This is a genomic window from Aeromicrobium sp. (genome assembly GCF_037719875.1).
Taxonomy (GTDB): Bacteria; Actinomycetota; Actinomycetes; order Propionibacteriales; family Nocardioidaceae; genus Aeromicrobium.
Map to the genome: position 1 here is coordinate 251,408 of NZ_JBBJMJ010000002.1, position 23,970 is coordinate 275,377.

At 67.2% G+C, this 23,970-nt stretch carries 21 protein-coding genes; 11 read left to right on the top strand and 10 right to left on the bottom strand.

The window, feature by feature from the left end:
• The first annotated feature begins 24 nt into the window (after positions 1-24).
• Genes mshB through WKF39_RS04050 form a run of 4 tightly spaced genes read left to right on the top strand, consistent with a single transcriptional unit; the run spans position 25 to position 3,952 of the window.
• Complete coding sequence (mshB, locus tag WKF39_RS04035; RefSeq protein ID WP_340385944.1) at positions 25-930, top strand: N-acetyl-1-D-myo-inositol-2-amino-2-deoxy-alpha-D-glucopyranoside deacetylase; 906 nt, start codon at positions 25-27, stop codon at positions 928-930.
• A 3-nt stretch (positions 931-933) separates the two neighbouring features.
• Entirely contained in the window at positions 934-1,269 is a 336-nt protein-coding gene (locus WKF39_RS04040) for a hypothetical protein (RefSeq protein ID WP_340385945.1), read from the top strand.
• On the top strand, positions 1,266-1,799 hold the full coding sequence (locus WKF39_RS04045) for a flavin reductase family protein (RefSeq protein WP_340385946.1): 534 nt from the start codon (positions 1,266-1,268) through the stop codon (positions 1,797-1,799). The genes WKF39_RS04040 and WKF39_RS04045 overlap by 4 nt, the downstream gene beginning before the upstream one ends.
• Positions 1,796-3,952: a VanW family protein gene (locus WKF39_RS04050; protein WP_340385947.1), complete on the top strand. Its 2,157-nt coding sequence runs from the start codon at positions 1,796-1,798 to the stop codon at positions 3,950-3,952. The genes WKF39_RS04045 and WKF39_RS04050 overlap by 4 nt, the downstream gene beginning before the upstream one ends.
• 77 nt (positions 3,953-4,029) lie before the next feature.
• On the opposite strand, the gene WKF39_RS04055 is transcribed toward WKF39_RS04050, so the two are convergent.
• From WKF39_RS04055 to WKF39_RS04065, 3 genes are all read right to left on the bottom strand, one after another.
• Complete coding sequence (locus WKF39_RS04055; protein ID WP_340385948.1) at positions 4,030-6,213, bottom strand: hypothetical protein; 2,184 nt, start codon at positions 6,211-6,213, stop codon at positions 4,030-4,032.
• Positions 6,214-6,298: 85 nt separating this feature from the next.
• On the bottom strand, positions 6,299-7,012 hold the full coding sequence (locus tag WKF39_RS04060; RefSeq protein WP_340385949.1) for an ABC transporter ATP-binding protein: 714 nt from the start codon (positions 7,010-7,012) through the stop codon (positions 6,299-6,301).
• A gap of 531 nt (positions 7,013-7,543) precedes the next feature.
• On the bottom strand, positions 7,544-8,524 hold the full coding sequence (locus WKF39_RS04065; RefSeq protein WP_340385950.1) for a GNAT family N-acetyltransferase: 981 nt from the start codon (positions 8,522-8,524) through the stop codon (positions 7,544-7,546).
• 94 nt (positions 8,525-8,618) lie between these two features.
• Between WKF39_RS04065 and fdxA the strand changes: the two genes are divergently transcribed.
• Together fdxA and dapC are read left to right on the top strand one after the other, a co-directional pair.
• Complete coding sequence (fdxA, locus tag WKF39_RS04070) at positions 8,619-8,942, top strand: ferredoxin (RefSeq protein ID WP_340385951.1); 324 nt, start codon at positions 8,619-8,621, stop codon at positions 8,940-8,942.
• Between the two features lie 17 nt (positions 8,943-8,959).
• A complete protein-coding gene (dapC, locus tag WKF39_RS04075) occupies positions 8,960-10,057 on the top strand; it encodes a succinyldiaminopimelate transaminase (RefSeq protein WP_340386078.1) in 1,098 nt (365 codons plus the stop codon).
• 92 nt (positions 10,058-10,149) lie between these two features.
• Here the strand turns inward: dapC and WKF39_RS04080 are convergent, their stop codons facing one another.
• The 3 genes from WKF39_RS04080 to WKF39_RS04090 are packed head-to-tail and all read right to left on the bottom strand — an operon-like array spanning position 10,150 to position 13,063.
• Positions 10,150-10,974, bottom strand: coding sequence for a hypothetical protein (locus tag WKF39_RS04080; RefSeq protein ID WP_340385952.1), 825 nt, complete (start codon positions 10,972-10,974; stop codon positions 10,150-10,152).
• A gap of 2 nt (positions 10,975-10,976) precedes the next feature.
• The gene (gene dapD / locus WKF39_RS04085; RefSeq protein ID WP_340385953.1) at positions 10,977-11,921 is read right to left on the bottom strand and encodes a 2,3,4,5-tetrahydropyridine-2,6-dicarboxylate N-succinyltransferase; all 945 of its coding nucleotides are present in this window, start codon (positions 11,919-11,921) and stop codon (positions 10,977-10,979) included.
• Between the two features lie 23 nt (positions 11,922-11,944).
• Entirely contained in the window at positions 11,945-13,063 is a 1,119-nt protein-coding gene (locus tag WKF39_RS04090) for an LCP family protein (RefSeq protein WP_340385954.1), read from the bottom strand.
• Between the two features lie 146 nt (positions 13,064-13,209).
• On the opposite strand from WKF39_RS04090, the gene WKF39_RS04095 reads away from it, so the two are divergent.
• The gene (locus WKF39_RS04095) at positions 13,210-14,643 is read left to right on the top strand and encodes an LCP family protein (RefSeq protein ID WP_340385955.1); all 1,434 of its coding nucleotides are present in this window, start codon (positions 13,210-13,212) and stop codon (positions 14,641-14,643) included.
• A gap of 201 nt (positions 14,644-14,844) precedes the next feature.
• Positions 14,845-16,152: an LCP family protein gene (locus WKF39_RS04100; protein ID WP_340385956.1), complete on the top strand. Its 1,308-nt coding sequence runs from the start codon at positions 14,845-14,847 to the stop codon at positions 16,150-16,152.
• A gap of 124 nt (positions 16,153-16,276) precedes the next feature.
• On the opposite strand, the gene WKF39_RS04105 is transcribed toward WKF39_RS04100, so the two are convergent.
• The 4 genes from WKF39_RS04105 to WKF39_RS04120 form a co-directional block, all read right to left on the bottom strand.
• Positions 16,277-17,044 carry an ABC transporter ATP-binding protein gene (locus WKF39_RS04105; RefSeq protein ID WP_340385957.1) on the bottom strand — a complete coding sequence of 256 codons (768 nt, stop codon included), beginning with the start codon at positions 17,042-17,044 and terminating at the stop codon, positions 16,277-16,279.
• Positions 17,028-17,903, bottom strand: a complete 876-nt coding sequence (locus WKF39_RS04110; protein ID WP_340385958.1) for an ABC transporter permease — start codon at positions 17,901-17,903, stop codon at positions 17,028-17,030. The genes WKF39_RS04105 and WKF39_RS04110 overlap by 17 nt, the downstream gene beginning before the upstream one ends.
• An 81-nt stretch (positions 17,904-17,984) precedes the next feature.
• Positions 17,985-18,650, bottom strand: a complete 666-nt coding sequence (locus WKF39_RS04115; RefSeq protein WP_340385959.1) for a TIGR03089 family protein — start codon at positions 18,648-18,650, stop codon at positions 17,985-17,987.
• The gene (locus tag WKF39_RS04120) at positions 18,647-19,417 is read right to left on the bottom strand and encodes a 2-phospho-L-lactate transferase CofD family protein (RefSeq protein ID WP_340385960.1); all 771 of its coding nucleotides are present in this window, start codon (positions 19,415-19,417) and stop codon (positions 18,647-18,649) included. Before WKF39_RS04120 ends, WKF39_RS04115 begins: the two co-directional genes overlap by 4 nt.
• A gap of 117 nt (positions 19,418-19,534) precedes the next feature.
• Between WKF39_RS04120 and WKF39_RS04125 the strand changes: the two genes are divergently transcribed.
• From WKF39_RS04125 to WKF39_RS04135, 3 genes are read left to right on the top strand one after another with little or no spacing between them, the layout of a single operon-like run.
• Positions 19,535-19,789: a WhiB family transcriptional regulator gene (locus tag WKF39_RS04125; RefSeq protein ID WP_340385961.1), complete on the top strand. Its 255-nt coding sequence runs from the start codon at positions 19,535-19,537 to the stop codon at positions 19,787-19,789.
• Between the two features lie 36 nt (positions 19,790-19,825).
• Entirely contained in the window at positions 19,826-22,627 is a 2,802-nt protein-coding gene (locus tag WKF39_RS04130) for a glycosyltransferase family 2 protein (protein WP_340385962.1), read from the top strand.
• Positions 22,624-23,964, top strand: coding sequence for a DUF5719 family protein (locus tag WKF39_RS04135; RefSeq protein ID WP_340385963.1), 1,341 nt, complete (start codon positions 22,624-22,626; stop codon positions 23,962-23,964). The genes WKF39_RS04130 and WKF39_RS04135 overlap by 4 nt, the downstream gene beginning before the upstream one ends.
• Positions 23,965-23,970: the final 6 nt, after the last annotated feature.

Consider the following 23,970-nt stretch of genomic DNA (forward strand, 5'->3'; position numbering starts at 1 on the left):
GGTGCGGGTCAGTAGCCTTGAGGTATGACCTTGAGTGACCGGCGAATCCTGCTCGTTCATGCCCACCCGGACGACGAGGTGATCAACAACGGCGCGACGATGGCCAAGTATGCCGCTGACGGCGCCCACGTCACGCTCGTCACCTGCACGGCCGGCGAAGAGGGCGAGATCCTCGTGCCCGAGCTGGAGCACCTCGCCGCAGACCGCGACGACGCTCTGGGACCGCACCGCGTCGAGGAGCTGGCCGCCGCGATGAAGGCCGTGGGGGTCACCGACCACCGCTTCCTCGGCGGGGTCGGACACTTCCGCGACTCGGGCATGAAGTGGGCCGAGGACGGCAGCGCGACCGCCGCCGACGAGACCCGCGCCGACACGTTCTGGCACGCCGACCTCACCGTGGCCGCCGACCTCCTGGTCGAGATCATTCGGGAGACCCGTCCGCAGGTCCTGGCGACCTACGATCAGTTCGGCGGCTACGGCCACCCCGACCACGTCCAGGCCCACCGCGTCGCGACCTATGCGACCGCGCTCGCCGGCGTGCGGTCCTACCGACCCGAGCTGGGCGACGCCTGGGACATCCCCAAGGTCTATTGGGTCGCGATGTCCAAGTCGCAGATGGCCGAGGGCATCCGCGCGCTGCGGGCCACTGGTGATGAGACCAGCTTCGAGGGCTGGGACCCGGACAACCTGCCGTGGGGCTCGCCGGACGAGGAGCTCGACGCGGTCGTCGTGGCCAATGAGTTCGCCGAGGCCAAGATGGACGCGATGAAGGCGCACGCCTCGCAGATCGCCCTCGACGGACCGTTCTTCGCGCTGTCCAACAATGCCGGGTCGCAGGTGTGGGGGACCGAGTTCTACCGCCTCGCCAAGGGCGTGAAGGGTCCGGTGGGACCAGACGGTCTCGAGGAAGACCTCTTCGCCGGACTCTGAGTCGTGACGCGGGCAGCTCTGGTCGTCCTCGGGGCGTACGTCGGGACAGTCGGTGCGATCGTGCACCGTCACACCTGGTCGGTCGGTGGAATCCAGTGGCCGTGGGGGCTCCTGATGGCGATCGCGGCAACGTACGCGATGGTGCTCGCGGCCGATCGGTTCGCACGGGTCGGGGGCGCGTGGTTCGGCCTGGGCTGGGCCATCGCACTGATGGCGCAGCAATTTTCACCCGGTGGGAGCTATCTCATCGGCTCGGACTCGCTCGGCTGGTCGTTCACGGCCGGTTGCCTGGGGGCCATCGTCCTCGGGGTGCTCCGGCCTCCTAGGCTGGGTCCATGACCGTGACCGTGGACAAGCAGACGTTCCGCGGCGCCCTGGGGCGATTTGCCAGCGGCGTCGCGGTCGTCTCCACGGTCCACGACGGCATCGATCACGCCATGACCGCGAGTGCGTTCACATCGGTCTCCCTCGACCCGCCGCTCGTGCTGGTGTGCTCGCACAAGACGAGCCGTTTTCACGAAGCGGTCCTCGCAACCGGCGTCTGGGGTGTATCGATCCTGGCCGAGGAGGGCATCGCGACATCGGCCTGGTTTGCACACCGCGGCCGCCCGTTGGCTGACCAGCTGCGGGGCATCGCCCACCACCGCGGCGCGACCGGCGTTGCCCTGATGGACGAGTCGTTGGCGTGGCTGGAATGTTCGACGGTCTCGGTGACAGATGGCGGCGATCACACGATCCTCGTCGGCGAGGTCACTGCGGCCGCCGTGCGCGATGACCTCGATGACCCCTTGCTCTACTACCGCTCGCACTACGGCACGATCGTGCGTCTGCCCGACTCCGAGAAGACCGTTTACGGGAGCCACTCATGACCGACAAGCCCGACCGGAGCATGACCCCCGGGGACGACCGGATCCCCGGCGACCCGGACTCCGACATGAGAGAGGCCGACATCGCCCAAGAGGGCGAAGGTGTCGTCGAGCCCGGGTTGGTCGTCGAGCACGATGACGAGATCGAGCTCGACGAACGCCCCGAGGCTGAGCCGGCCGACGTCGACGCCGATGCGGGGGCAGAGGTGGGAGCCGAATCGGCTGAGGCGGTTGATGATCCCGAACCCGACGACGATCCTGAACCCGAACCCAGCGAGGAACCCGAGACCGGTGACGATCCCGATCCGGACGAGTCGTCGGTCGAGGTCGACGAACCCGATGATGCCGTCCTGACCGCGCCGGTCGCGCGTGAGACAACGCCGGCTGACGCGGGTGATGGCGGTAACGGAACGTGGCATGGCGAGAGCGACGGCGACGAGCCCTCGGCCCACTGGGGTCGCCGGATCGTGCTCGGACTGGCCGCCGTGCTCGCGGTCCTCTATGTCGGCGGATACTTCCTCACCGGCTCCCGCATGCCGGCCAACGCCACGATCGGCGGGGTCGACGTCAGCGGCAAGTCACCAGCGGCCGCCCGCAGTGCGGTCGACGAGGCTCTGACGCCCAACGTCGATCGCGAGATCACGCTGACCCACGGTGGGACCGATTTCGACGTCCGACCCGAGGCCGCCGGCCTTGCCTTCGACCTGGACGGGTCGATCTCCCAGGCAGGAGGCCAGCGCAGCTGGAAGCCGGCCGACATTGCCGGCCTGTTCGTCGGTGATCATGAGTTCGCTCCGGCCCTGGACGTGGACGACGCCAAGCTCCAGAGCGCGATCGGGACGATCGGCGAGAAGGTCAACAAGGACGTCGTCGAGGCGCAGATCACGTTCCCCAAGGGCAAGCCCGAGCCGCGCGAACCCAAGGCCGGCCGAGTCGTGGCGCGAGCCGATGCCGCCACGGCGGTCCGCGAGGCATACCTCGTCAACGACAAGCCGATCAAGGTGCCGACTGCTGTCGTCGAGCCTGCGGTCGACTCTGACGGTCTGACCGACGCGATGAAGGAGATAGCCGAACCCGCGGTCAGCGGTCCCGTGACGATCCGGGTCGGTGACAAGAGCGTCAAGCTCCCGGTCTCGGCCTACGCGCCGGCGCTCGTCGTACGCGTGGAGGACGGCAAGCTCCAGCCGCACCTCGATGCCAAGAAGCTTGCCAAACCGTTGACCGACTCGACGACGGGGATCGGCAGGAAGGCCGTCGATGCCACGGTGCGCATCGAGAACGGCAAGCCGGTCGTGGTCCCGGGCAAGGAGGGTGTGGGCCTGCAGCCCAAGGAGATGGCGACCAAGCTCATCCCGGCGCTGGCCCGTTCCGGGGCGCAGCGGTCGGTCGAGGTCGAGGCCAAGCTCGTCGAGCCGCTGTTCACGACCAAGGACGCCAAGGCGCTGCGGATCAAGGAAAAGATCAGCAGCTTCGAGACGAAGTTCCCCTATGCGGAGTACCGCAATACCAACCAGGGCCGCGCCGCTGCGCTGATCAACGGCACGATCCTCGAGCCCGGCGAGACCTTCAGCTTCAACGACGTCGTCGGCGAGCGGACCGCCGCCAACGGCTTCGTCAGCGGCACGGTCATCAACGGCGGGGTGTTTCGCGAAGAGCTCGGCGGTGGGGTCTCGCAGGTCGCCACCACGACGTACAACGCCGGCTTCTTCGGCGCGATGGACGATGTCGAGCACCATCCGCACGCGTTCTACATCAATCGCTATCCGGTCGGCCGCGAGGCGACGGTCTATTTCGGCAGCCTCGACCTGCGGTTCAAGAACCCCACCAAGTACGGCGTCCTGATCCGGGCCAACGTGGTCAAGAGCACTCCGTCATCGCCGGGTCGTATGCAGGTCGAGCTCTGGAGCACCAAGGTCTATGAGGTCAACGCCGGCAAGTCGGGCCGCCGCAACGGCCGGTCGCCCGGCAAGCAGTACGACGACACGGACAAGTGCGTGCCGCAAGAACCCATCAAGGGCTTCGACATCGACATCTACCGCACGTTCTACCAAGGCGGCAAGAAGATCAAGACTGAGACCGACACCGCCAACTACCAGGCCGCCGACAACGTGATCTGCGGCAAGAAGCCGGAATCACCGAACGACCCCAGCGAGTAGGCGTCACGCCGCTCCAGCGCATTGAGGCGGGCGCGCCGCCGGCGCCTATTTCACCCGCCACGCCTGGGTCTGAACCTTCAGGCTTCCACTGCAGCGTTGTGGGCCGATCGACGAGTCACTGCCGGAAAGGTGATGAGGCCGACGACAAAGGCCGCGACGAGCACCCCCAAGGCTGTCCAGGCGAACGTCGAGGGCTGGACAGCGGCCCTGTCATCCACGTTCTTCATCGCGGTGCATACGAGCCAGCCGATGATCGTCGACGCCAGGCCGAGGGTAGCGATCGGAGTGACCGTCGACCAGAGGTGTGAGGTGAGGATGAACTGGCGTCGAGCGCCGAGGATGCGCAGTCCGCGCATCCGGGACGATCGTTGGCCTGCTTCCCCAAGTCCCGCCGCGGCTATGGCCGCCACCCCGAGAAGGAGGCCCAGGATGGTGCCGACGGTGAGCCAGCGAACCTGCGATGGGAATAGGAGCGTGTCGGGGTTGTGGTAGTCCAGCTCACCGAGGTCGAACTGGAGTTGTGGTGAACGCGAACTGAGCCTGGCCATGACCCGCTCGAGGTTGGCGTTCTTCACGAGCAACAGATAGTTCGCACTCTCATAGGTCGGGGCAACCGGGGCCAGATCCGCAGGTATGAGCAGAGCGCCACGGATCACATCGGGCACGGCCTGGCCCGGCATCTTGATCTCTGCTTCGGAGTCAGCCGGGGTCTGGATGTTGACTCCGCTTGGAAGCCTGATCGCGCCACTCAGTTTGGGTCGCGGGGGCGTGCCCTCAGCGGCGATCCACTGAGGACGATCTGAACAATCGCGCACCGCCACACCGGTGAGCTTCTCAAGATCAGCGCAGCTGGCGAAGACGACAGGGATTTCCTGCTTGCCGTGTTGAATCTGGCGTGTCTCGATGGCACTCGTGCCGGGCGCGATTGCCCGAACGTCCTGAAGGTTGAGGTTGCCGACGAGGTCGTTCACAACGACCGGCACGTGTTGTTGGGTGGCGAGGCGTTCGTCCCACCCTCGGGAGCTGCCCCCGTTGAGCACGTTCATGAAAGCCAGCCCACCCAGCAGCAGGATCACGATCACGCTGAACATGCTGGCCAGCCGCAGAGAACCGGTCTCCACCGCGCCCAATCGCAGCCCCACGAACGCTGATGCGGACGACAGGCGTGTGCTGGTCGACCGCATCGCTTGCACGACGAGGGCTGCGCCCGTCGTGCCAGTCCCTAGCGCTACCAGCACGCAACCAATCCATAGGCTGCTGAACCCAATTCCGCCAGAGACGACTTTGACGAGAAGCGGTGCGAGGATGAGCAGTCCCAACCCGCCGCAGAGGATCTTCGTTCCCCGAGATCGTCGAAGAGCGGCCGCGGGTTGGACGGTGAGCGTCGTCTCGCCAACAGTGTTGAACGCACGTCGAATCGCAACTGCGGCGGAAGCGGCGAACGTTCCGATGACCAGAACTATGACGATCGCCGAGACCAGCCACCCTGCACGGGCGGGTCCGCCGAAGAACCCGATCTGGGTGCCCGGCACGCTGTCCACCCGCACGACGAACCTGTCGTACACCAGCGCCGCGGCAAGAGCTGCTGGCGTGCAAATCACAGCAGCTTCGACACCGTGCAGCAGCAGGACCGATCGACGTGACATACCAACCTGACGGAGGGTCCGCGCCCGGCGCGAGCGCTGTTGCGACGATAGTCGGCTGATGACCACGATGAACGCCCCGACCGGTAGCCAGACGAGGGCAAGGACGAAGAACGATACAAGCCGGTTGAGGTTGGTCGTGTCCTCGAGGGCTTGGGGTGGGGGCCCGCCGAAGCCCTCAACCTCGACGAGCAGCGGAGTGCGCGGATCGCCAGATATTCCCATGACAGCGCGGAGCTCGTGTGGCTGCACCAAACCGGCCGAATCGATCACGCCGGTCCGGGTGATGCCTTCGAACAGGGCTGCGGCGGACTGGTCGCGATCGATCAGGTCGACCAGCGCGGGAGAGGCGACATACTCACCCGCTGCCGGCATCTGCCGCACCCCAGGTGCCGTCAGACTTGAGGTTCCAGTCGCGAAATATTGCCTGACGACGGGATGGCCGTTCCACCGGCGACCCTGCGGTACAGCGGGATCGATCATGCGCAGATTGCTCAGGTCGGTTCGCGAGCCGTCGTACGTGACCTGGGGGGCGATCGCTTCGGTGCGTGCTGCTCGGTCCGCGGCGACCTGAGGGGCGCCAACAGTCGCCAATGCCAGCACCGTCACGCCCGCCACGCCGACCATCATGAGCAGGGAGGAGGTCAGTCGGTCGGTGCCCCTCAGAGCAAATCGCACCGCTAACGAGGCATGCCCGCCCATCTCACCCACCGGCGGTTTGGGTCTCACCGGGCTGCTCGCTGAGGCGACCGGCGTCCAGGTAGACCCTGCGGTCGCACGCCCGCGCTACGTCCGCGTCATGGGTCACCACAATCACAGCAGCATCACGGTCGCTTGCCAGCTCGACGAGCAGCTGAACCGTCAACCGTGCTGTCTCGTCATCGAGTGCTCCAGTCGGCTCATCAGCCAACACAACCGCTGGATCGTGGACGATCGCGCGGGCGATAGCAGCGCGTTGCAGCTGTCCTCCAGAGACTTCCGCCGGTAGTCGATCGCCCAAGTCTTCGATACCGAGCCGCGCCAAGACGCCGGCAACCGCCGTTCCGACATCAGATTTCGACCACCGGCGCCCTCCCATTCTTAGAGGGAGTGAGACGTTCTCACCCAGTGTCAATTCGGGGAGCAATTCGTCGCTCTGGAATGCCATTCCAATCGACCGAAGCCGAGTGGCTGACCTCGACCGGTCTGACACTCCAACCATGGGGTTGCCATCCACGACGATCTCACCGGACTCGACCTCCGACAATCCAGCGATGGCTGCAAGCAAAGTCGACTTGCCGGTGCCGCTGGAGCCCTGCACGGCCACCGTCTCGCCCCGCCGAAGTGTCAGGTCAATTCCATCGAGCACGACCGATAGTCCCCGCCGCGCGTGTAGATCGCGGACGAGGACTACCGGGTGTTCGGCCTCTTGTCTCATCGCACGCCGGGGTAAGAAATCAGCGAGCCGATGCTCCTGCTGATCAGGACACCCCGTACTTCGTGCTGCTGCAATCATCGAACCTTGCCCGAGCGTCCTCATCGCTTGAGTTCCACGTCCAGGCTATGTCCTGCTGAGCAACGCCCGGCCCAACTATCGACATGGCCGCTAGAAACAATCCCCCAACCACTCCAACTCTTCGTGACCTGCGCATTTTCACCCCCGATTCTTCCTTCACTGAACCAGTCCGACCACCGCAACCGATGAAGCCAACGTCGAATGTTCGTCCGTGTTTCGCCGGACTCCGAGAGAGGCTGTCTTGCAATCTATATACGGCACAGACCGGGCGCAAGGGGGTTCCGCTTCCTGGATTCCGCATGGCCGATTCAGTGCCTCAGGAGATGCGGAGCGTCAGATCCAGTTCGGCATACGCTGAACTATCCGCTAGCGCCGCGGCCAGGTCAGCATCACTGATCAGGCCGAGTGCGCGGCGCGGGTTGAGCAGCGCTGGAAGGTCGGGAAAGGTCTTGGCTATGCCAGCACCGTACGAATCCTGCCTGGGTGCCCGGGCTCGAGGTAGCGGTAGTCGTGGTGGTCGCCGAAGCCGTACGGCTGATAGAGCGCAAGAGCCGCCTCGTTGGAGCGCATGGTCTGCAGGTATGCCTTGTCGGCTCCGCGCTCGACCGCCCAGGCGAGCGCGGTCTCGACGATCTGCCTCGCCAGCCCCTGTCGTCGATGGCCGGGGGAGACCTCGACGCAGGCGATCCCGGCCCACTCGCCGGTGACCACGATGCGGCCGATCGCCACGGCCGGCGTGCCGATCGACACGAAGCCGACGGTCGCCGGGCCCTCAAGCACGGCTCTCGCGGCCAACGGGTCGTTGACCCGCCCGTAGCTGTCGAGCCAGTCGTCATCGGCGGTGTCCGCGATGCGCGCCCCGGGGTGCGTGTCGTAGGCCGGGTCGAGATCAGCGACCTGCACGACCGCGCCGTCGTGGCGACCGGACATCGGCACCCAGCCCGCCGCAGCGAACGTGCGGTCGTCGGCCGATCCCACGACGACCTGGGCGAGGGGCGGCACCCCGTGAGCCGCATAGAACTCGTGCACCCGCAGGAGGGCCTCGTCGAAGGGGACACCGGGATCGCCGTGCACCGCGACGGAGTTGGCGCGCCCGGTGAAACGCCCGGACGTACGCAGCTCCCACTCGCCCAGCGGCACCGAATCGATCGCCGGCCAGCCGCGCGACGTGATGCGGGTCAGCTCGGCCGCGCTGACATCGGCGGCCTTGCGCCGACGCGCCGGCCGGTCCGGCACGGGCTTCCAGGTTACCACGTCGGCGAGGTGGACGACGTGCATGCGCCCGTCCCGTCGCTCAATCGTCACGTCTGTCGCATCGACGGATCGGACACGGCCGATGACATCGCTCATGGCCGGACCGCCGGAGGGCCCGGTGCCGCCGACGGCATGCCGGACGACGACGCGCTGGCCCACGGAAGCGGCGTCCAGGTTCATGCGGGCAACCCTTCCATGTCACGAGGTGGACCTCATGTGCGGGACTCAGAGCGACCCGCGATACTAGGACCAGGTCTTCTAAGGAGAAATGCTCGTGACGTACGTGATCGCCCAGCCGTGTGTGGACCTCAAGGACCGCGCTTGTGTGGACGAGTGTCCCGTGGACTGCATCTACGAGGGCAACAGGATGCTCTACATCCACCCCGACGAATGCGTCGACTGTGGTGCCTGTGAGCCGGTATGCCCGGTCGAGGCGATCTTCTACGAGGACGACACCCCGGCGGAGTGGAAGGACTACTACGCCGCCAACGTCGACTTCTTCGACGACGTCGGCTCGCCCGGTGGTGCTGCCAAGCTCGGCGTGATCGACAAGGATCACCCACTGATCGCCGCGCTGCCCCCGCAGATCCAGGACTAGTCGCACTGATGGGCTCCATGGGCCAGGTCTCGACCAGGTTCCCGGACTTCCCGTGGGACACGCTCGCGGCTGCGAAGGCGCGGGCGGCCGAGCATCCGGACGGACTGGTCGACCTCTCGATCGGTACGCCGGTCGACCCCACTCCCGCGGTCGCCCGCGAGGCACTCACCGCGGCCGCTGACGCTCCCGGCTATCCCACGGTGTTCGGCCCTGAGTCGTTGCGCCAGGCCGCGGTCGACTGGCTCGATCGTCGCTTCGGGGTGCACGGGCTCAGCCCGTCCCAGGTGCTGCCGACGGTCGGCTCCAAGGAGTTCATCGCCAACCTGCCGACGCAGCTCGGCCTCGGTGCGGGTGACCTCGTCGTGGTGCCTGAGCTGGCCTACCCGACATACGAGGTCGGCGCCCGCTATGCCGGCTGCGAGGTCATCGCGACCGATTCGACGCTGTCGCTGGGCCCCAGGGTGCCGGCGCTCGTCTACCTCAACTCGCCGGCCAATCCGTCCGGGCAGATCCTGGGACGCGATCACCTGCGCAAGGTCGTCGACTGGGCCCGCGAGCGGGGCGCCCTGGTCGTCTCGGACGAGTGCTACCTGGAGTTCGCGTGGGAGGACACGCCCTGCTCGGTCCTGCACCCTGACATCTGCGGCGGCTCGTTCGACGGCATACTCGCGGTGCATTCGCTGTCCAAGCGGTCCAATCTCGCGGGCTATCGCGACGCGTTCGTCACGGGTGACCAGTCGCTCATCACAGAGCTCTTGGAGGTCCGCAAGCACCTGGGGTTCATGCTCCCGACGCCGGTGCAGGCCGCCATGGCAGCGGCCCTCGGCGACGACTCGCATGTCGACGCCCAACGCACGATCTACGCGGCCCGGCGGCACGCCCTGCGCCAGGCGTTCGAGTCGGCCGGCTTCACGGTCGAGCACTCCGAGGGTGCGCTCTATCTGTGGATGACTCGCGGCGAGCCCTGCCGTGACACGATCGACTGGCTCGCCGAGTGGGGCATCTTGGCAGCCCCGGGCGACTTCTACGGTGCTGCCGGATCGCAACACGTGCGCGCGGCGTTCACCGCCACTGACGAGCGGGTGGCCGCCGCCGTCGCCCGCCTCACCATCTGAGTTGGAGCGGTGAGTCAGCGACCTATCCGAGCTGTCGAAAGGTCGCTAAGTGACCGCCAATTGGGAAAGTTGGGTCCGACCCGTACGCACACCTAGTTCGTCGAGACCCTGACGGTGTCCGAGTCGGTGCCCGAGCGGCTCGTCCAGCCCTGGTCGGAGGCAGGCGCGCTCCACTCCCGGTTGCTGAAAGAGATCTTCGTGATCCGCAGGTGCGAGGCATTCGCGACGAGATAGTGGGCGATGGCCCATCCCCGGGCCTTGACGTCGGCGGGACGGCCGGTGAGCGGATAGCTGGCTTCGCTGCCCTCGGTGGCGACCAAGACGTCGCCGAACGCCGCCTCGACGCTTTGAACGACCCGGCTGATGGTCCCGTTGCCGCGCGGATTGATCTGGCAGGTGAACTTCGCTGGGCTGAATCCACGGAGCGAGGAGGCGAGGGCGCGAGCGCTGGCCTCGTGCTGGGCGTAGGCCGCGGGATAGGCCGACCGCTGGACCCGCTGAGCCGCATCCGTGATCTTCAGGCTCCCGTAGCCGTCGATCCTGACCAGTGCGTCATAGAACCGGCCGATGGAATAGAGCGGATCGCTGATCTGCTCGACCGTGCCCCAGCCCTGCGACGGCCGTTGCTGGAAGAGGCCGACAGAGTCGCGGTCGCCGTAGTCGATGTTGTGGATCTTGGACTCCTGGAACGCCGTGGCGATCGCAATCGTCGTGGCACGCGGCGGCAGGCCCCGGCGTAGTGATATCGCCGACATCAGGGCCGACCACCGGGCCTGCTCGAGGTCGACCTCCGCCCGCACCTTGCCGACCTCGGCCACGCACTGCTCGCTGCGAAGCGGCGTGCGGTCGCGCAGCGTGATCGCCACCACGATCGTGGCGGTGACCAGAGCGAGGGCGATCAGCCAGCGGTAGCGCACCGTCAGTTCGCGTGCAGATCGGCGTTGAGCTCGATGCCCGTACGCTCGCCGCGCGGCCGGGCCTCGATCGCTCCGGTCTGGCTGTTGGTGAGAAACAAGATGCCGTCCTGCCCGGACAGGTCGGAGGCCTTGACCACGACGCCGTCGGGCATCGTGACCTTGGAGCCTGCCGTGACATAGGTCCCGGCGGCCACGACACAGTCATTGCCGAGCGAGATGCCGATTCCGGCGTTGGCGCCGATCAGGCTGTTCTCCCCGACGCTCACGATCTCCTTGCCGCCCCCGGACAGCGTGCCCATGATGGAGGCGCCGCCGCCGACGTCCGAGCCGTTGCCGACCGTGACGCCGGCAGAGATCCGACCCTCGACCATCGCGGTGCCGAGCGTTCCCGCGTTGAAGTTGACGAAACCCTCGTGCATGACGGTCGTCCCCTCGGCGAGGTGGGCGCCCAGGCGTACGCGGTCGGCGTCACCGATGCGGACACCCGACGGGACGACGTAGTCCGTCATGCGGGGGAACTTGTCGATGCTCGTGACCTGCAGGTGCAGGCCCGCCCCACGCGCCCGGGAGCGAGTCGCCTCGAACCCGTCGACCGCGCACGGGCCGATCGATGTCCACACGACGTTGGCGAGCAGCCCGAACTGACCCTCGAGGCTCAATCCATGGGGGGCCACCAGGCGGTGCGACAGCAGGTGCAGGCGCAGATAGACGTCGTATGCATCGGCGGGAGGCCGCTGCAGGTCGGCGATGTCGGTGTGGACGACGAAGGTCCGCACGCCTCGGATCGCGTCCTCGCCACCCATCGCGATGAGCTCAGGCGGCTCCGGATCGGCGTCAGGAGCCGCGCCCAGCCGGGGCTGGGGATACCAGACGTCGAGGACCGTGCCGTCCGGGGTCAGCGTGGCGACGCCATAGGCGTGGGCGCCTGGATGATCGGCAGAAGTCATGTCCCAAACCTATCTGGGGGCGACTAGGACTTCGGCAGGCCGTCCTTGGTGCAGAGGCTGCCGATCTGATCCGTCCGATCCTTCTTGATCAGGTCGAACATCCTGGGCGCGCGCTCGGCATCCCAGTTGACCGCGAAGTCCCGCAGCGGCACGGTGCAGTTGAGGCCGTCGCCGCCCATCGACGCCGACAGCGCGAGCGCAAACCTGAACAGCGCGATCGGGCTGACGTCGTCGCCGATCCTGAGCGATCCCGAGGCGCCGTTCGCGACGCTCACGTAGCGCACCGGGTTGAGCACGGTCCACGGCGACTTGGCCTCGCTCGAGATCGAGCCGAGCACCTCGCGCTGGCTCTGCACACGCTGGATGTCCTGTGTGGCGTAGGAGTGCCGGTTGCGCGAGTAGGCGAGGGCGGTCTTGCCGTCCGCGTCCTGGCAGCCCTTCTTGACGTTGAGTCCCGAGTCCTTGTCCTTGATCCGCTGCTTGGGGCAGATCTCGACGCCGCCGAGGGAGTCCACGACCTTGACGAGCCCGCCGAATCCGACCTCGATGTAGTTGTCGACCTTGATGCCGGTGTTGCGCTCGACGGTCTTCACGAGGAGCTTCGGTCCGCCAAAGGCGTACGCCGCGTTGATCTTGCTCTGGCCATAGCCGGGGATGTCGACGATCGAGTCACGGGGGAGGGACATCAGGACGCTGGGACCCGAGCCGGTCTGCAGCAGCATGATCGTGTCGGTGCGGCCCCGGCCGCCGGAGTCTCCGCCGGTCGTGAGCTCCTTTTGCTCCGCCGCGCTCAGACCACGTCGACTGTCGGAGCCGACCAGCAGGTATGTCGTCCCGGGCTGGTCATCAGGACGGCCGCTTGCCGGGGACGCGTCGACCTTGTCGATCTGTCCCCACGCCCACATCGGCACCGCGACAAGGAACACGATCCAGGCCAGCAGGATGATCCCGAGGATCCGCCGGCCGCTGCGCCGATTGCTGGGCTTCGTCGGTCCGGGAGGGCGGGAGCCGCCGGCCCGCCTGCCCGGCGGCGGCAGGTTCGGCGGAGGCAGGTCCGAGCTACCGGAGCGTGGCGCGGGACGGGTCGGCTGCGCCTCGCCGTACAACCATCCATAGCTGCCGTCGGGACGCTGATCTGACATGGGCACGACCGTACCCGACCCGACCTCGCCCTCCGGGGAGAAGGTGCGAAGTTCTTCCGGGTCTCGCGGCGCGCCCTCAACCTCAACTGGAGACTTTGTGTGGATACTGATGATCGCCTCAGCTTCTTCCCCAACGTGAGGGCACCATGTCTGACGTTCGCTCGAGTGTGATGGGTGGGTCGTACTCCCGTCCGGCCGACACATCGGCTCGCATCCAGTTCCGCCGTGCGCTGACCCTGACGGCGATGACCCTCCTCATGCCCGGATCCGCACAGCTCGTGAGCGGCAACAAACGGATCGGCCGTGTCGCGATTCGGGTGTGGCTCGGCTTCCTCGCCGTTGGTGCGGTGTTGCTGTTCACGTCGTTGACCTCTCGCCAGGGCCTGCTCTCGATCATGCTCGACACCCGCCTGTTGATGGTCGGCCGATGGGTCCTCATCGCGGGAGCCATCGCGTGGGTCGCCCTGATCGTCGATGCCTGGCGCCTCGGCCGGCCACTGGAGCTGCGGCGCAAGCATCGTCTCTGGATGACCGGCCTCAACGGCGCGCTGTGCTTCGTGACCGCCGGGACGTTGTTCTTCGCCGCCCATCTCGTGGCGGTCCAGGCCTCGTTCATCGACGGCGTGTTCGTCGCCGACACCGTCTCCGAGCCCGAGGACGGGCGCTACAACGTCCTGTTGCTCGGCGGCGACTCCGGCCCCGACCGCGACGGCGTACGTCCGGACTCCCTCACCGTGGCCAGCATCGACCGCGAGACCGGTCGCACCGTGCTGATCGGGATGCCACGCAACCTGCAGAACATCCCGTTCCCCAAGGGCTCGGTGATGGACGATCAGTTCCCGGACGGCTTCAACTGCGAGGGGTGCTATCTCAACGCGATCAACACCTGGGCCAATGACCACGCATCGCTGTTCGGGAAGAAGCGCCCCGGGCTCGACGCGACGATGGGCGCGGTCGAAGAGGTCACCGGGCTCAAGCTCAACTACTACGCCATGGTCAACATGCACGGGTTCTCCAAGCTCGTCAATGCAGTCGGAGGCGTGCGCATGAACGTCCGCGAGCGGACCGCGATCGGCGGCATCGGCTCGCCGATCCGCGGCTGGATCGAGCCCGGCGAGAAGCAGCTGACTGGAGACCAGGCCCTGTGGTACGCCCGAAGCCGCGTGCAGAACGACGACTTCTCCCGCATGGGTCGCCAGAAGTGCGTCATGAACGCGATGCTGCAGCAGCTCAGCCCGCAGCGGGTGCTGCTCAACGTCGAGAAGATCGCGACCTCGAGCAAGGCGCTGTTGACGACCGACATACCCCAGCAGGACCTCGACGTCTTCGTCGAGCTCGCCCTCAAGGCCAAGACGCAGAAGGTCTCGACGGTCTCGCTGGTGCCGCCGGCGATCTACACGGGCAACCCGGACTTCGAGAAGGTCAGGCGGCAGATCGACAAGGCGATCGACAAGGCCGAGGGTCGTTCGTCGATCCAGGGCGGGATCACCAAGGCCAAGCTGTCGCTGCCGAAGTCCGGGAGCGAGGCCAAGGACCCGCGCAAGGCCAACCAGAGCTCCGATCTGGGTGCGTCATGCTGATGTCCGCACCCTGAGTGCTCGCTGAGATCACGGCGGCCGGTTTCACACCTGCCACTGGTCTCAGTGATACTGGGTGCTTCGTCGGCCACACTGAATAGGGAGCTCATGTCGCACCGCGCGAGTATCCTGGGCCGCGGCTACCGGGACAGTCATCTGGATTCGCCGCGCATCCGGTTCCGTCGTGCCCTCATGTTGTGCCTGATGACGGTCGTGGTGCCCGGTTCGGGTCACATCGCTGCCGGCAGACGAGGCGTCGGCTGGTTTGCCGTCACGGTGTGGCTGGCCGCGCTCGGCGGCGGTGGCTATCTGCTCTGGAAGTTCCGCACCGACCGAGCCGAGGTGCTGGGCTGGTTCACCGACACCGATGTCCTTTTGCTGGCGAGGGCCGGCATCGTCGCGCTGGCGGTGTTGTGGGTCGCGCTTTTCATCGATGCCTGGCGACTCGGCTCGCCGTTCCAGCTCAACTTCACCCGGGCGGCGCTGATCACGGTGCTCAACCTGGCGATCATCGGCGGCGTCGCCGGCTCCACGGCATACGCCTCGCAGCTCATCAAGGTGTCGAGAGACACCGTCAAGGTGGTCTTCAGCGAGACCAAGACCTCGGCGCCGCTCCAGGGGCGTTACAACATCCTGCTCCTCGGTTCGGATGCGCGGAAGGATCGCACGGGGGTTCGGCCGGACTCGATGACGGTCGCCAGCATCGACACCGACACCGGCAAGGTCGTCCTGGTCTCACTGCCGCGCAACCTGCAGAACGTCCCGTTCTCGGAGGGATCGCCACTTCAAGCGGTCTATCCCAATGGCTTCAACTGTGGAAGTGAGTGCCTGCTCAACGCGGTCTACGTAACGGCGGAGGGGCGACCCGACCTCTACCCCCGCAGCAAGCAGCCGGGACTGGATGCCACGATCGAAGCTGTGCAGGGCGTCACGGACCTCAAGATCAACTACTACGTGATGGTCAACCTCAACGGTTTCAAAGGGCTTGTCGATGCGGTCGGCGGTGTCACGATGGACGTCAAGGCCCGAATCGCGATGTTCGGCCAGGAAGATGCCTACAAGAACGTCTACATCGAGCCTGGCAAGCAGAACCTCGACGGCCAAAAGGCCCTCTGGTACGCACGGAGCCGGGTGGGGTCCGATGACTATGACCGGATGGGGCGGCAGAAGTGCCTCATGGCCGCCATGGTCGAACAGCTCAGCCCGCAGACGGTGCTGCTCAACGCGACCAAGATCGCCAAGTCGGGCAAGGAGCTCCTGAGCACCAACATCCCGGCCAAGGAGCTCGGCCAGTTCGCTGATCTCGCGCTCAAGTCACGTGGTGAGAAGATCCGCACCGTGTCGATCGTTCCTCCGAAGTTCGACACCGTGGTGCCGGACTTCCCGGCGATCCAGACCGCGGTTCAGACCGCGATCGACAAGTCCGAGAGCACGGCCCCGGTCAAGCGGGACGACAAGGACACCTCCGGCCGGCCGGCCAACCAGACCGACGACCTCAAAGCCGTCTGTTAGAGCGTCTCTCGCTGCGCTCGCCCGGCCCAACATTGCCGAACGAGCGCAGCGAGTGAAGGCAGGCGTCCAGGCGAAGCCTGGCCGCGACGAAGTCGCGGGAGCGGCGAGGAACGAGCCGCACGCCCTACTTGCTGTCTTGAGACGCGTTGTAGGCCTTGATGACGACGTCGGGGTCGCCATCCATGACGAGCTTGCCCTGGTCGAGCCAGATGACCCGGCTACAGGTGTCGCGGATCGACGTCATGGAGTGGCTGACGAGGAAGACGGTTCCGGCATTGTCGCGGATCTCGCGGATCCGGGCCTCGCTGCGCTGACGGAACTTGCGGTCACCGACCGCTAGCGCCTCGTCCACGATCAGGATCTCGTGAGTCTTGACGCTGGCGATCGCGAACTTGAGCCGGGCCGTCATGCCCGAGGAATAGGCGCGCATCGGCAGGTCGATGAACTTCTCCAAACCGGCGAAGTCCACGATCTCGTCGTAGTTGTCTTCGATCTCCTGACGCGTGAACCCCATCGCGAGACCGCCGAGAACGATGTTGCGGTCACCCGACAGATCCCTCATCAGTGCGGCGCCGACGCCGAGGAGGCTGGGGCGTGACTGGGCATAGATCGCGCCCTGGCTCGTGCTGGTGAGCCCGACGATCGCCCGCATCAGGGTCGATTTGCCTGATCCGTTGGTGCCGATCACGCCGATGCTGTCGTTCTCGTACGCCGTGAAGGTGACTCCCTTGAGCGCGTGCACGGTACGCATCTGCTTGCCGCGGCCGCGCAGGTTGAGGCTGCGGCGGTCTGCGGCGTTGGGACGCTTGCCGGTCGCGAAGACCTTGTACTCGACATGCACGTCGTCGACGATCACGACGGGTCTGCGGTGCTGCTCACTCGACACGGCCATACCTCTCCTCGGCCCGCCAGAAGAACCAGATACCGAACACGAACAAGCCGATCGACCAGCCCGTGGCGCGGATCCAGAATTGCTCATTCATCTCGTAGCCGGGCCCCTCGAGAAGGCAGGAGCGGGCGAGCGTGAGGAACTCGTGAACTGGCTGCCAGTTGCTGATGGCGACGACCCAGGGCTGCCCACCGCCACGTGCACCCTCGCCGAATCGCTCCTCGACGCTGAAGAAGATCCCGGTCGTGTAGAACACGAACCGGGTCAGGAAGGGCAGGAAGTTGTTGAGGTCACGCCAGTGCACGGACAGCCGCGCCGTGATCATCGCGAGGCCGCAGTTGAACAGGAAGAACAGCGCGAACAGCGGGAGGATCAGCAGCCACTTCCAGCTCGGCGAGCTGCCGGTCACCAGCAGGAACACCAGCATGATCGCCACGGTCGGCAGGAACTGCAGGAAGCGCTGCGTGACCGCTGCCAGGGGCAGCACCATGCGTGGGAAGGCGAGGCTCTGCACGAGGGCTGCGTTGTTGGTGATCGCCCTGCCACCGGCGGTCCACGACTGGGAGAAGAACTCAAAGACGAAGACGCCGATGATGAGGAACTCGACGAATTGGTCCGGACGACCCTCGGGGCCGATCAGCAGGCCGAAGACGGCGCCGTAGACCAGTGCGTTGAGCAACGGCTTGAGGATGACCCACAGCATGCCGAGGGAGTTCTGCTGGTTCTCCGCCTCGATCTTGAACCGCGCCATCGAGTAGATGAAGGTGCGACGACGCCACACCTCCGACACGTAGGCAGAGAGGGTGGGGCGGCCGCCGACCTTGATCAGGCCGGCCTGTGCCGCGTCCTCGGCGGAAGTCATGTCGTGTGGTCCCTCATGCTCGGTGGGTCGGGCAGCTCGGGGCGCTGCCGTCGAGGCCATCGTCGAGTGTAGTGGACCCGGCTACCCGATCTCGGCGCCCTCCTGCGCGCCCACGCGGGAGATCTGTTCCGGTGTGGCCGACGACACGATGACGAGGGAACCTCCGCCCAGGCAAGCCGCCACGATCAGCTCGGCGTCGCGCCGCACGTGTGCGGGGGTGACGAGCCGGCGAGTGCCGGTCGGCAGAGTCGTGGTGATGAGCTCTGCGTGAGTGACGAGCGCTCCGTCGAGGTCGATCGCCACGGTGGACGGCTCGGGCGGATCGAGCGCGAGGAAGTGGTCCCCGTGGCCCGGCACCTCGGCGCCGAGGTCGACGAATCCGGGTGGAGGGACGGGGAATCGACCCCCCAGCGGGCGCAATGATGCCGCGACCCGGTGTGGCTCATCTGCGATGAGCTCCGGGCCGCTCAGCCCGATGTCGGCGGTGTGGTCGACCAGGGCAGCGCCCACATTCCACGCCGACAGGATCCACACGGTCGTGAGCCAGTGGCTCGGCAACCCGATACGGATTCGGCTGCCCGGGCCCGCATCGAGCTCATCGACGAGGAAGTTGCTGGTCTTGGCGACCCAGTTGGCCGTCGTGGTGGTGCTGAGCTCGACCCGTTCGCCGGTCGCCATGTCGTAGTACGTCACGAGCGGCTGGGAGGGGTCAGCTGATGCGCGCAACAAGTGGTCGAGGGCCTTCATGACACCACCAGCCTCGCGTGCTCGATGACGGCGGCGGCGTCCGGCGCGACCGGCTCGGTCCGGCCGGGAACCGTCTCGCGCAGTCCGGCGACGCGGATGAGGTCAGCGGGTGCCTGATCCTCATGATCGACGACGAGGACGGGGAGGTCGGGTGCGACCAGGTCGAGGAAGCCCGGTGTCCTCAGGACGGGATCGACCGCCAGCGTGCGGCTCGAGGGGCCGATCACGACCAGGTCGGCGTCGAGCAGTGCCCGCGACACGGCCGAGGAGATCGAGATGCCCTCGGCGACCAGCAGCAGCTGAGTCGGCTCATGCGCCGAAGGGTCGTCGAGGTATTCGTCGACATGGACCGCGTGCGGGTCCTCGGTGCCGATGACGACGCGGAGCTCGGCCCGGTCCTCGCACATCGGGAGCAGGCGATAGGGGAGTGCCGCCCGTTGCGCCGCGGCGATCGTGGCATCGGTCAAGGCCCCGCCGCTTGTCGCAATGTCCGTGCGGACGAGCCGGATGGCAATGGTGTCGTCGCTGGCACGCTGCCATTGCGGGACATACCCGATCTGCTCGAGCGAGTCGGCGACCGCGTATGTCGGCGGGGTCGCCGCGGAGACCAGCAGGGCGTCGAGGTCCGGGCTCGCCAACAGTCCCGCGGACCAGTGACCGCGCACCGTGGGCGCGATGACAGTCAGCTCGTCGTCGGACCTCAGGGCGTCGCCGAGGGCGCGGGCGAAGGGGGCTCCGTCACCGCCGGAGACGAGCAGAATGCGCATGCCGGCCATTGTGTCGTGCGGGTTCAGACGTCCAGCAGGCGGGCGACACGCCGGAGATTTCATGAATCTTGCCATTCGGCTTGACTTGTGACAGGTGACAGGACTGTAATTCCATGTATGTCATTCGATCTGGATCTGCCGCAAGAGCTCGATGAGGAACTCATGTGGCAAGAGCGTGCCCTGTGCGCTCAGACGGATCCCGAGGCGTTCTTCCCTGAAAAGGGCGGATCAACACGTGAGGCCAAGCGAGTCTGCCTGACGTGTGATGTCCGTGGAGAATGCCTCGAGTACGCCCTGGCACATGATGAGCGGTTCGGCATCTGGGGCGGTCTGTCCGAGCGCGAGCGTCGCAAGCTCAAGAAGCGGGCCTAGAACCCGCTCTTTCCTCGTCCACTAGAGTCGCTCTACGTGGACGAGACCAGTACGACGCGCCATTGGCTCGATGATCCACCGAGCGTCGCCGCTGTCCTGGTGGCCCACAACGGGGCGACCTGGTTGCCCAAGGTCCTCGCTTCGTTCACCGAGATGTTCCATGCCCCGACGTCGTGGCGGGTCGTCGACGTCAGCTCGACCGATGGAAGTGCGGACCTGCTGCGCGACTCGTTCGGCGCCGAGCGCATCACGTATGCGCCGTCCGGAACGGGCTTCGGTGCGGCGGTGCGACTCGGGTTGGCCGCCATGCCCCGCACGGACTGGATCTGGCTGCTTCATGACGACTCCTCGGTGCTCCCGGGCACGCTCTCGGGACTGCTCGACACCGCGACCTCGGCCCCCGACATCGCCGCCGTGGGTCCCAAGATCCGCGAGTGGCCATCGCTGCGCCGGCTGCTCGAGGTCGGCCTGACGATCACGTCGACGGGTTCTCGCGAGACAGGGTTAGAGACCGGTGAGCCCGATGCCGGTCAGCACGACCGCCCCCGAGAGGTGCTCGCGGTCAACACCGCAGGCATGCTGATCCGTCGCGATGTCTGGGACGAGCTCGACGGCCTGGATCCCGACCTGCCGATGTTCTTCGACGACATCGACCTGGGGTGGCGGATCGCCCGGGCGGGCTATCGCACCCTGACTGCCCCGACCGCCGTGATGTTCCACGCCGAGTCGAGCCGCCGCGGCACCCGCACCCGCACAGCGGGAGACGTCCCGCACTGGGAGCATCGCCGTGCTGCGCTCCACACGATGCTCGCCAACACCCCGATGCCACGCTTCCTTTGGCAGTACGTCCGGCTGTTCTTCGGATCGCTGTTGCGGGTGCTCGGCCTGCTGGTCGGCAAGGATCCCGAGGCCGCAGGCGACGAGCTCCTGGCGTTGCGATCGGCGTACGCGCACCCGGTCAGGCTCGCGAGGGCACGCCGCCGAAGGGGACTGACAGCGCGACGATCGCAGCGGGCGATCCGCCACCTGTTCGCGCCGTTCTGGCTGCCCTATCAGCACGGCTTGGACATGGCCCGTGAGACCGCGACCGCCCTCGTCAAGCCGGAGTCGGTCCAGACCGTGGGGCGCCGGTCGACGACTCTCGACCAGGCGCCGGACGACGCTGTCGATCTCGAGGACGGTCCGTCGCTCCTGCAGCGGAGGCCATGGCTGACCGCGGTCGTGGTGCTTGTCGCGCTCTCGGTGGTCGCCGGACGCGGACTCTTCGGGGGCGGCCTCCACGGCGGCTCGCTCCCGCCGGCTCCGGCCTCGGCAGCCGGCTGGTGGCAGCTGCTCCTGGGGATCAACCAGGACCTCGGCGTCCCCAGCGGTGCCCTGCCACCCATCTTCGCGCTGCCGCTCGCGGTCCTGTCGACCCCGGTGTGGTTCCACCCGGGTCTCGTCATCACGATCGTCATGCTGTTCGCGGTGCCGCTCGCCGCGCTGACCGCACACCGGTTCGGTCGACAGATCACCCCGCACCGCCTCCCCCGGATGGTCTGGGCGGTCTCCTATGCGTTGTGCGTCGTCGCGACGGGCGCGGTGAGCCAAGGCCGGATCGGCACGGTGATCGCCTTGATCGTGCTCCCGATCATCGCCAACACCGCATGGCAGCTCGCCGAGAACCCGGGCCGGCAGCTCGCGCTGCGACTCGGCATCTGGATCGCACTCGCGGCCGCCTTTGCCCCGATCGTGCTGGTCATGGGCCTTGGTGGGCTCCTGATCCTCTGGTACGCGGAGGGCAGATGGGTCCGGCGACAGCTCGTCGTCGCAGCGGTCGTCCCGTTGCTCCTGCTCGGCCCGTGGCTCGCCCAGCGGGCCCTGCGGCCATGGCGCGGCTGGTGGGAGGCTGGCTATCCGCTGCCCGGCTCGGCCACGATTCGCGAGATCGTGCTGGGTCGCGCAGGCGGGCCCGGTGCGGCGCCCGACTGGCTGACAGTTGGGCTCCTGGTCCTGGCGCTGCTGGCACTCGTACCCCGCGGCACCCGCACGGGGGTCCAGCTCGCCTGGCTCGTCGCCCTGCTGGGGCTCGGCGCCGCGCTGTCCGGGACACTCGTGACCTTCTCCACCCATGCCGGCCCGACCGACATCACGCCATGGGTCGGGGTGCCGACTGTCGTGTGGATGGGCGGGCTGCTGACCGCGGTGTTGTTGGCCGTGCCGGCAGTCGGTTCGTGGCCCCGTCCGGCCCTCGCCGCCACAGTCGTCGTCGCCCTGATCCTGCCGCTCGGCTCTGGCGCGTGGTGGCTCGGCCGGGGTGTCGCTGACCCGATCAAGGATGGTCCGACCGCGGTCGTCCCGGCGTTCCTCGCCGAGCGCCCGGGGGACACCCTCGTCATGACGGGCACCATCGCCGCGGGTGTGGATTATCGCGTCGTCGCGGGCGAAGGCCCCTACCTGGGACAGGAGGCCATGACCGCATCGGCGTCGGAGTCAGCGGACCTGAGCGCGATCATGCGCCGAGTGCTGGCACAGGCGACCGTCGCCGACATCGAGGCCCTCAGCGCTGCCGGCATCGACTCGATCTATGCCCCCCAGGCCGACCCGGAGCTCAGCCGACGAATCGATGCGGCGCCGCGGCTCGACCCGGCCGGCAGTGACCAGCCCGGCTCGCGGGTGTGGACCCTGTCCTCAAAGCCGGGCGTCAACACCGACATCACACCCTGGTGGCACGGAGTCCTGATGGTTCTGCAATCCCTCCTGTGGCTCGTGGCGATCGTGCTCACCGCGCCCGTACGGAGGAGAGCCGTTCCGGAACCACTCGGAGCGAGCGAAGAACAGGAGGTCGGGACCCCGTGAAAGACCTGCGCATCCTGGCGCTTCCATTCATTGCCATCGCGCTCGTCGTGCTCGCGATGTCGGCGCCGACCGGCTCCGAGCCGGACCGTGTTCCGTCCCGGGTCACGGTCTCCGAGTCGTCGTATGCCTGCCCTGCCTCTTCGGTCATCACGGTGGCCTCGGGCCAGGTGCGGGCCGGCTCCGGCAGCACCGCGACGGTCCTGCCCGGCCGCGACCGCGATGCGGACCTCGAGGACGCGAGCGCGTGGCGCACGTCAGTCGTCGATGGATCGGGTGTCGTCGTGCAGCAGCCCGGGCGTGGCTCCGGCGCGGTCGGATTCTTCGCCGGTACGGCTCCCAAGGACGGTGGCGGTGGGCTGGTCGTCGGTTCCTGCCCGGGTGTTGTCGACGATGCCTGGCTGATGGGGCTCGGCTCGGGTGGCAAACATTTCTCGACCCTGATCCTCACGAACCTGGGCGACTCGCCGGCCGCCGTCGACCTGTCGCTGTGGGGCCCCGAGGGCGAGATCGAAGCGGTCGGCGCGGAGGGCATCGTGGTCCAGCCGTCGTCGGTCCGCCGGATCAGGCTCGACGAGCTGGCTGCGGGAGAGCCCGAGCTCGCGATGCACGTGCATCGTCGGCGCGGGTTGCTGTCCGCCGCGGTCGACGACTCGTCGACGTCTGCGTCCAGGGGCACCGAGCCGGTCTCAGCAACACTCGCTCCGCGTCGTACGCAGGTCATCGGCGGCGTCGCGGAGGGCGCTGCCGGGCGTACGCTCCTGCTGCTCAACCCGGGCGACGAGAGCGCGCGTGTCGATGCCGAGGTGATCGGGCCCAAGAGCACCTTCACGCCGTCGGGCCTCGAGGACATCAAGGTGCCGGCCGGGTCGACCCTGGCGATCACGGTGCCGAAGTCGGCGGGCTCGGGGTCGCAGGCCATGCGTCTGACCTCCGACCAACCGGTTGCCGCGACGGTCAAGATGGCGCCGAGCGACAAGGACTATGCCTACGCCGAGGCGGTGCCGGCGCTGGACGGACCCGCGATCGTGCCGGTAGACATCGGTCCGGAGGTCGATGCCCCGCGGCTCGTGCTGACCGCACCTGGTGAGGCGGCGTCCGCCGAGGTGCAGGCCTACGACGCCGACATGCGGCCGCTCATGTCGAGCACCGCCAAGATCAAGGCCGGCACCACGACGTGGCTCGAGGTCGACGCCAAGGACGCGGCCTACTTCATCGTGCGCCCGCGCGGACGGGTCGTGGCCGGGGCCACCTACGCACAGGGCGATGCCCTCAGCTCTCTCGCACTCACCGCAGCGCCGGTGACAGTGCTCGGACCTCAGGTGCGCCCGGTCTCCTGAAGGAGG

Excerpts from the sequence above, each read along its gene's own strand:
- WKF39_RS04050 (WP_340385947.1), top strand. The coding sequence starts at position 1,796 with ATGACCGACAAGCCCGACCGGAGCATGACCCCCGGGGACGACCGGATC.
- WKF39_RS04125 (WP_340385961.1), top strand. The coding sequence starts at position 19,535 with ATGTCATTCGATCTGGATCTGCCGCAAGAGCTCGATGAGGAACTCATG.
- WKF39_RS04060 (WP_340385949.1), bottom strand. The coding sequence starts at position 7,012 with ATGAGACAAGAGGCCGAACACCCGGTAGTCCTCGTCCGCGATCTACAC.
- WKF39_RS04110 (WP_340385958.1), bottom strand. The coding sequence starts at position 17,903 with ATGACTTCCGCCGAGGACGCGGCACAGGCCGGCCTGATCAAGGTCGGC.
- dapD (WP_340385953.1), bottom strand. The coding sequence starts at position 11,921 with ATGACTTCTGCCGATCATCCAGGCGCCCACGCCTATGGCGTCGCCACG.
- WKF39_RS04095 (WP_340385955.1), top strand. The coding sequence starts at position 13,210 with ATGTCTGACGTTCGCTCGAGTGTGATGGGTGGGTCGTACTCCCGTCCG.
- WKF39_RS04105 (WP_340385957.1), bottom strand. The coding sequence starts at position 17,044 with ATGGCCGTGTCGAGTGAGCAGCACCGCAGACCCGTCGTGATCGTCGAC.
- WKF39_RS04120 (WP_340385960.1), bottom strand. The coding sequence starts at position 19,417 with ATGCGCATTCTGCTCGTCTCCGGCGGTGACGGAGCCCCCTTCGCCCGC.
- dapC (WP_340386078.1), top strand. The coding sequence starts at position 8,960 with ATGGGCCAGGTCTCGACCAGGTTCCCGGACTTCCCGTGGGACACGCTC.
- WKF39_RS04115 (WP_340385959.1), bottom strand. The coding sequence starts at position 18,650 with ATGAAGGCCCTCGACCACTTGTTGCGCGCATCAGCTGACCCCTCCCAG.
- WKF39_RS04045 (WP_340385946.1), top strand. The coding sequence starts at position 1,266 with ATGACCGTGACCGTGGACAAGCAGACGTTCCGCGGCGCCCTGGGGCGA.
- WKF39_RS04100 (WP_340385956.1), top strand. The coding sequence starts at position 14,845 with ATGACGGTCGTGGTGCCCGGTTCGGGTCACATCGCTGCCGGCAGACGA.
- mshB (WP_340385944.1), top strand. The coding sequence starts at position 25 with ATGACCTTGAGTGACCGGCGAATCCTGCTCGTTCATGCCCACCCGGAC.
- WKF39_RS04065 (WP_340385950.1), bottom strand. The coding sequence starts at position 8,524 with ATGAACCTGGACGCCGCTTCCGTGGGCCAGCGCGTCGTCGTCCGGCAT.
- WKF39_RS04090 (WP_340385954.1), bottom strand. The coding sequence starts at position 13,063 with ATGTCAGATCAGCGTCCCGACGGCAGCTATGGATGGTTGTACGGCGAG.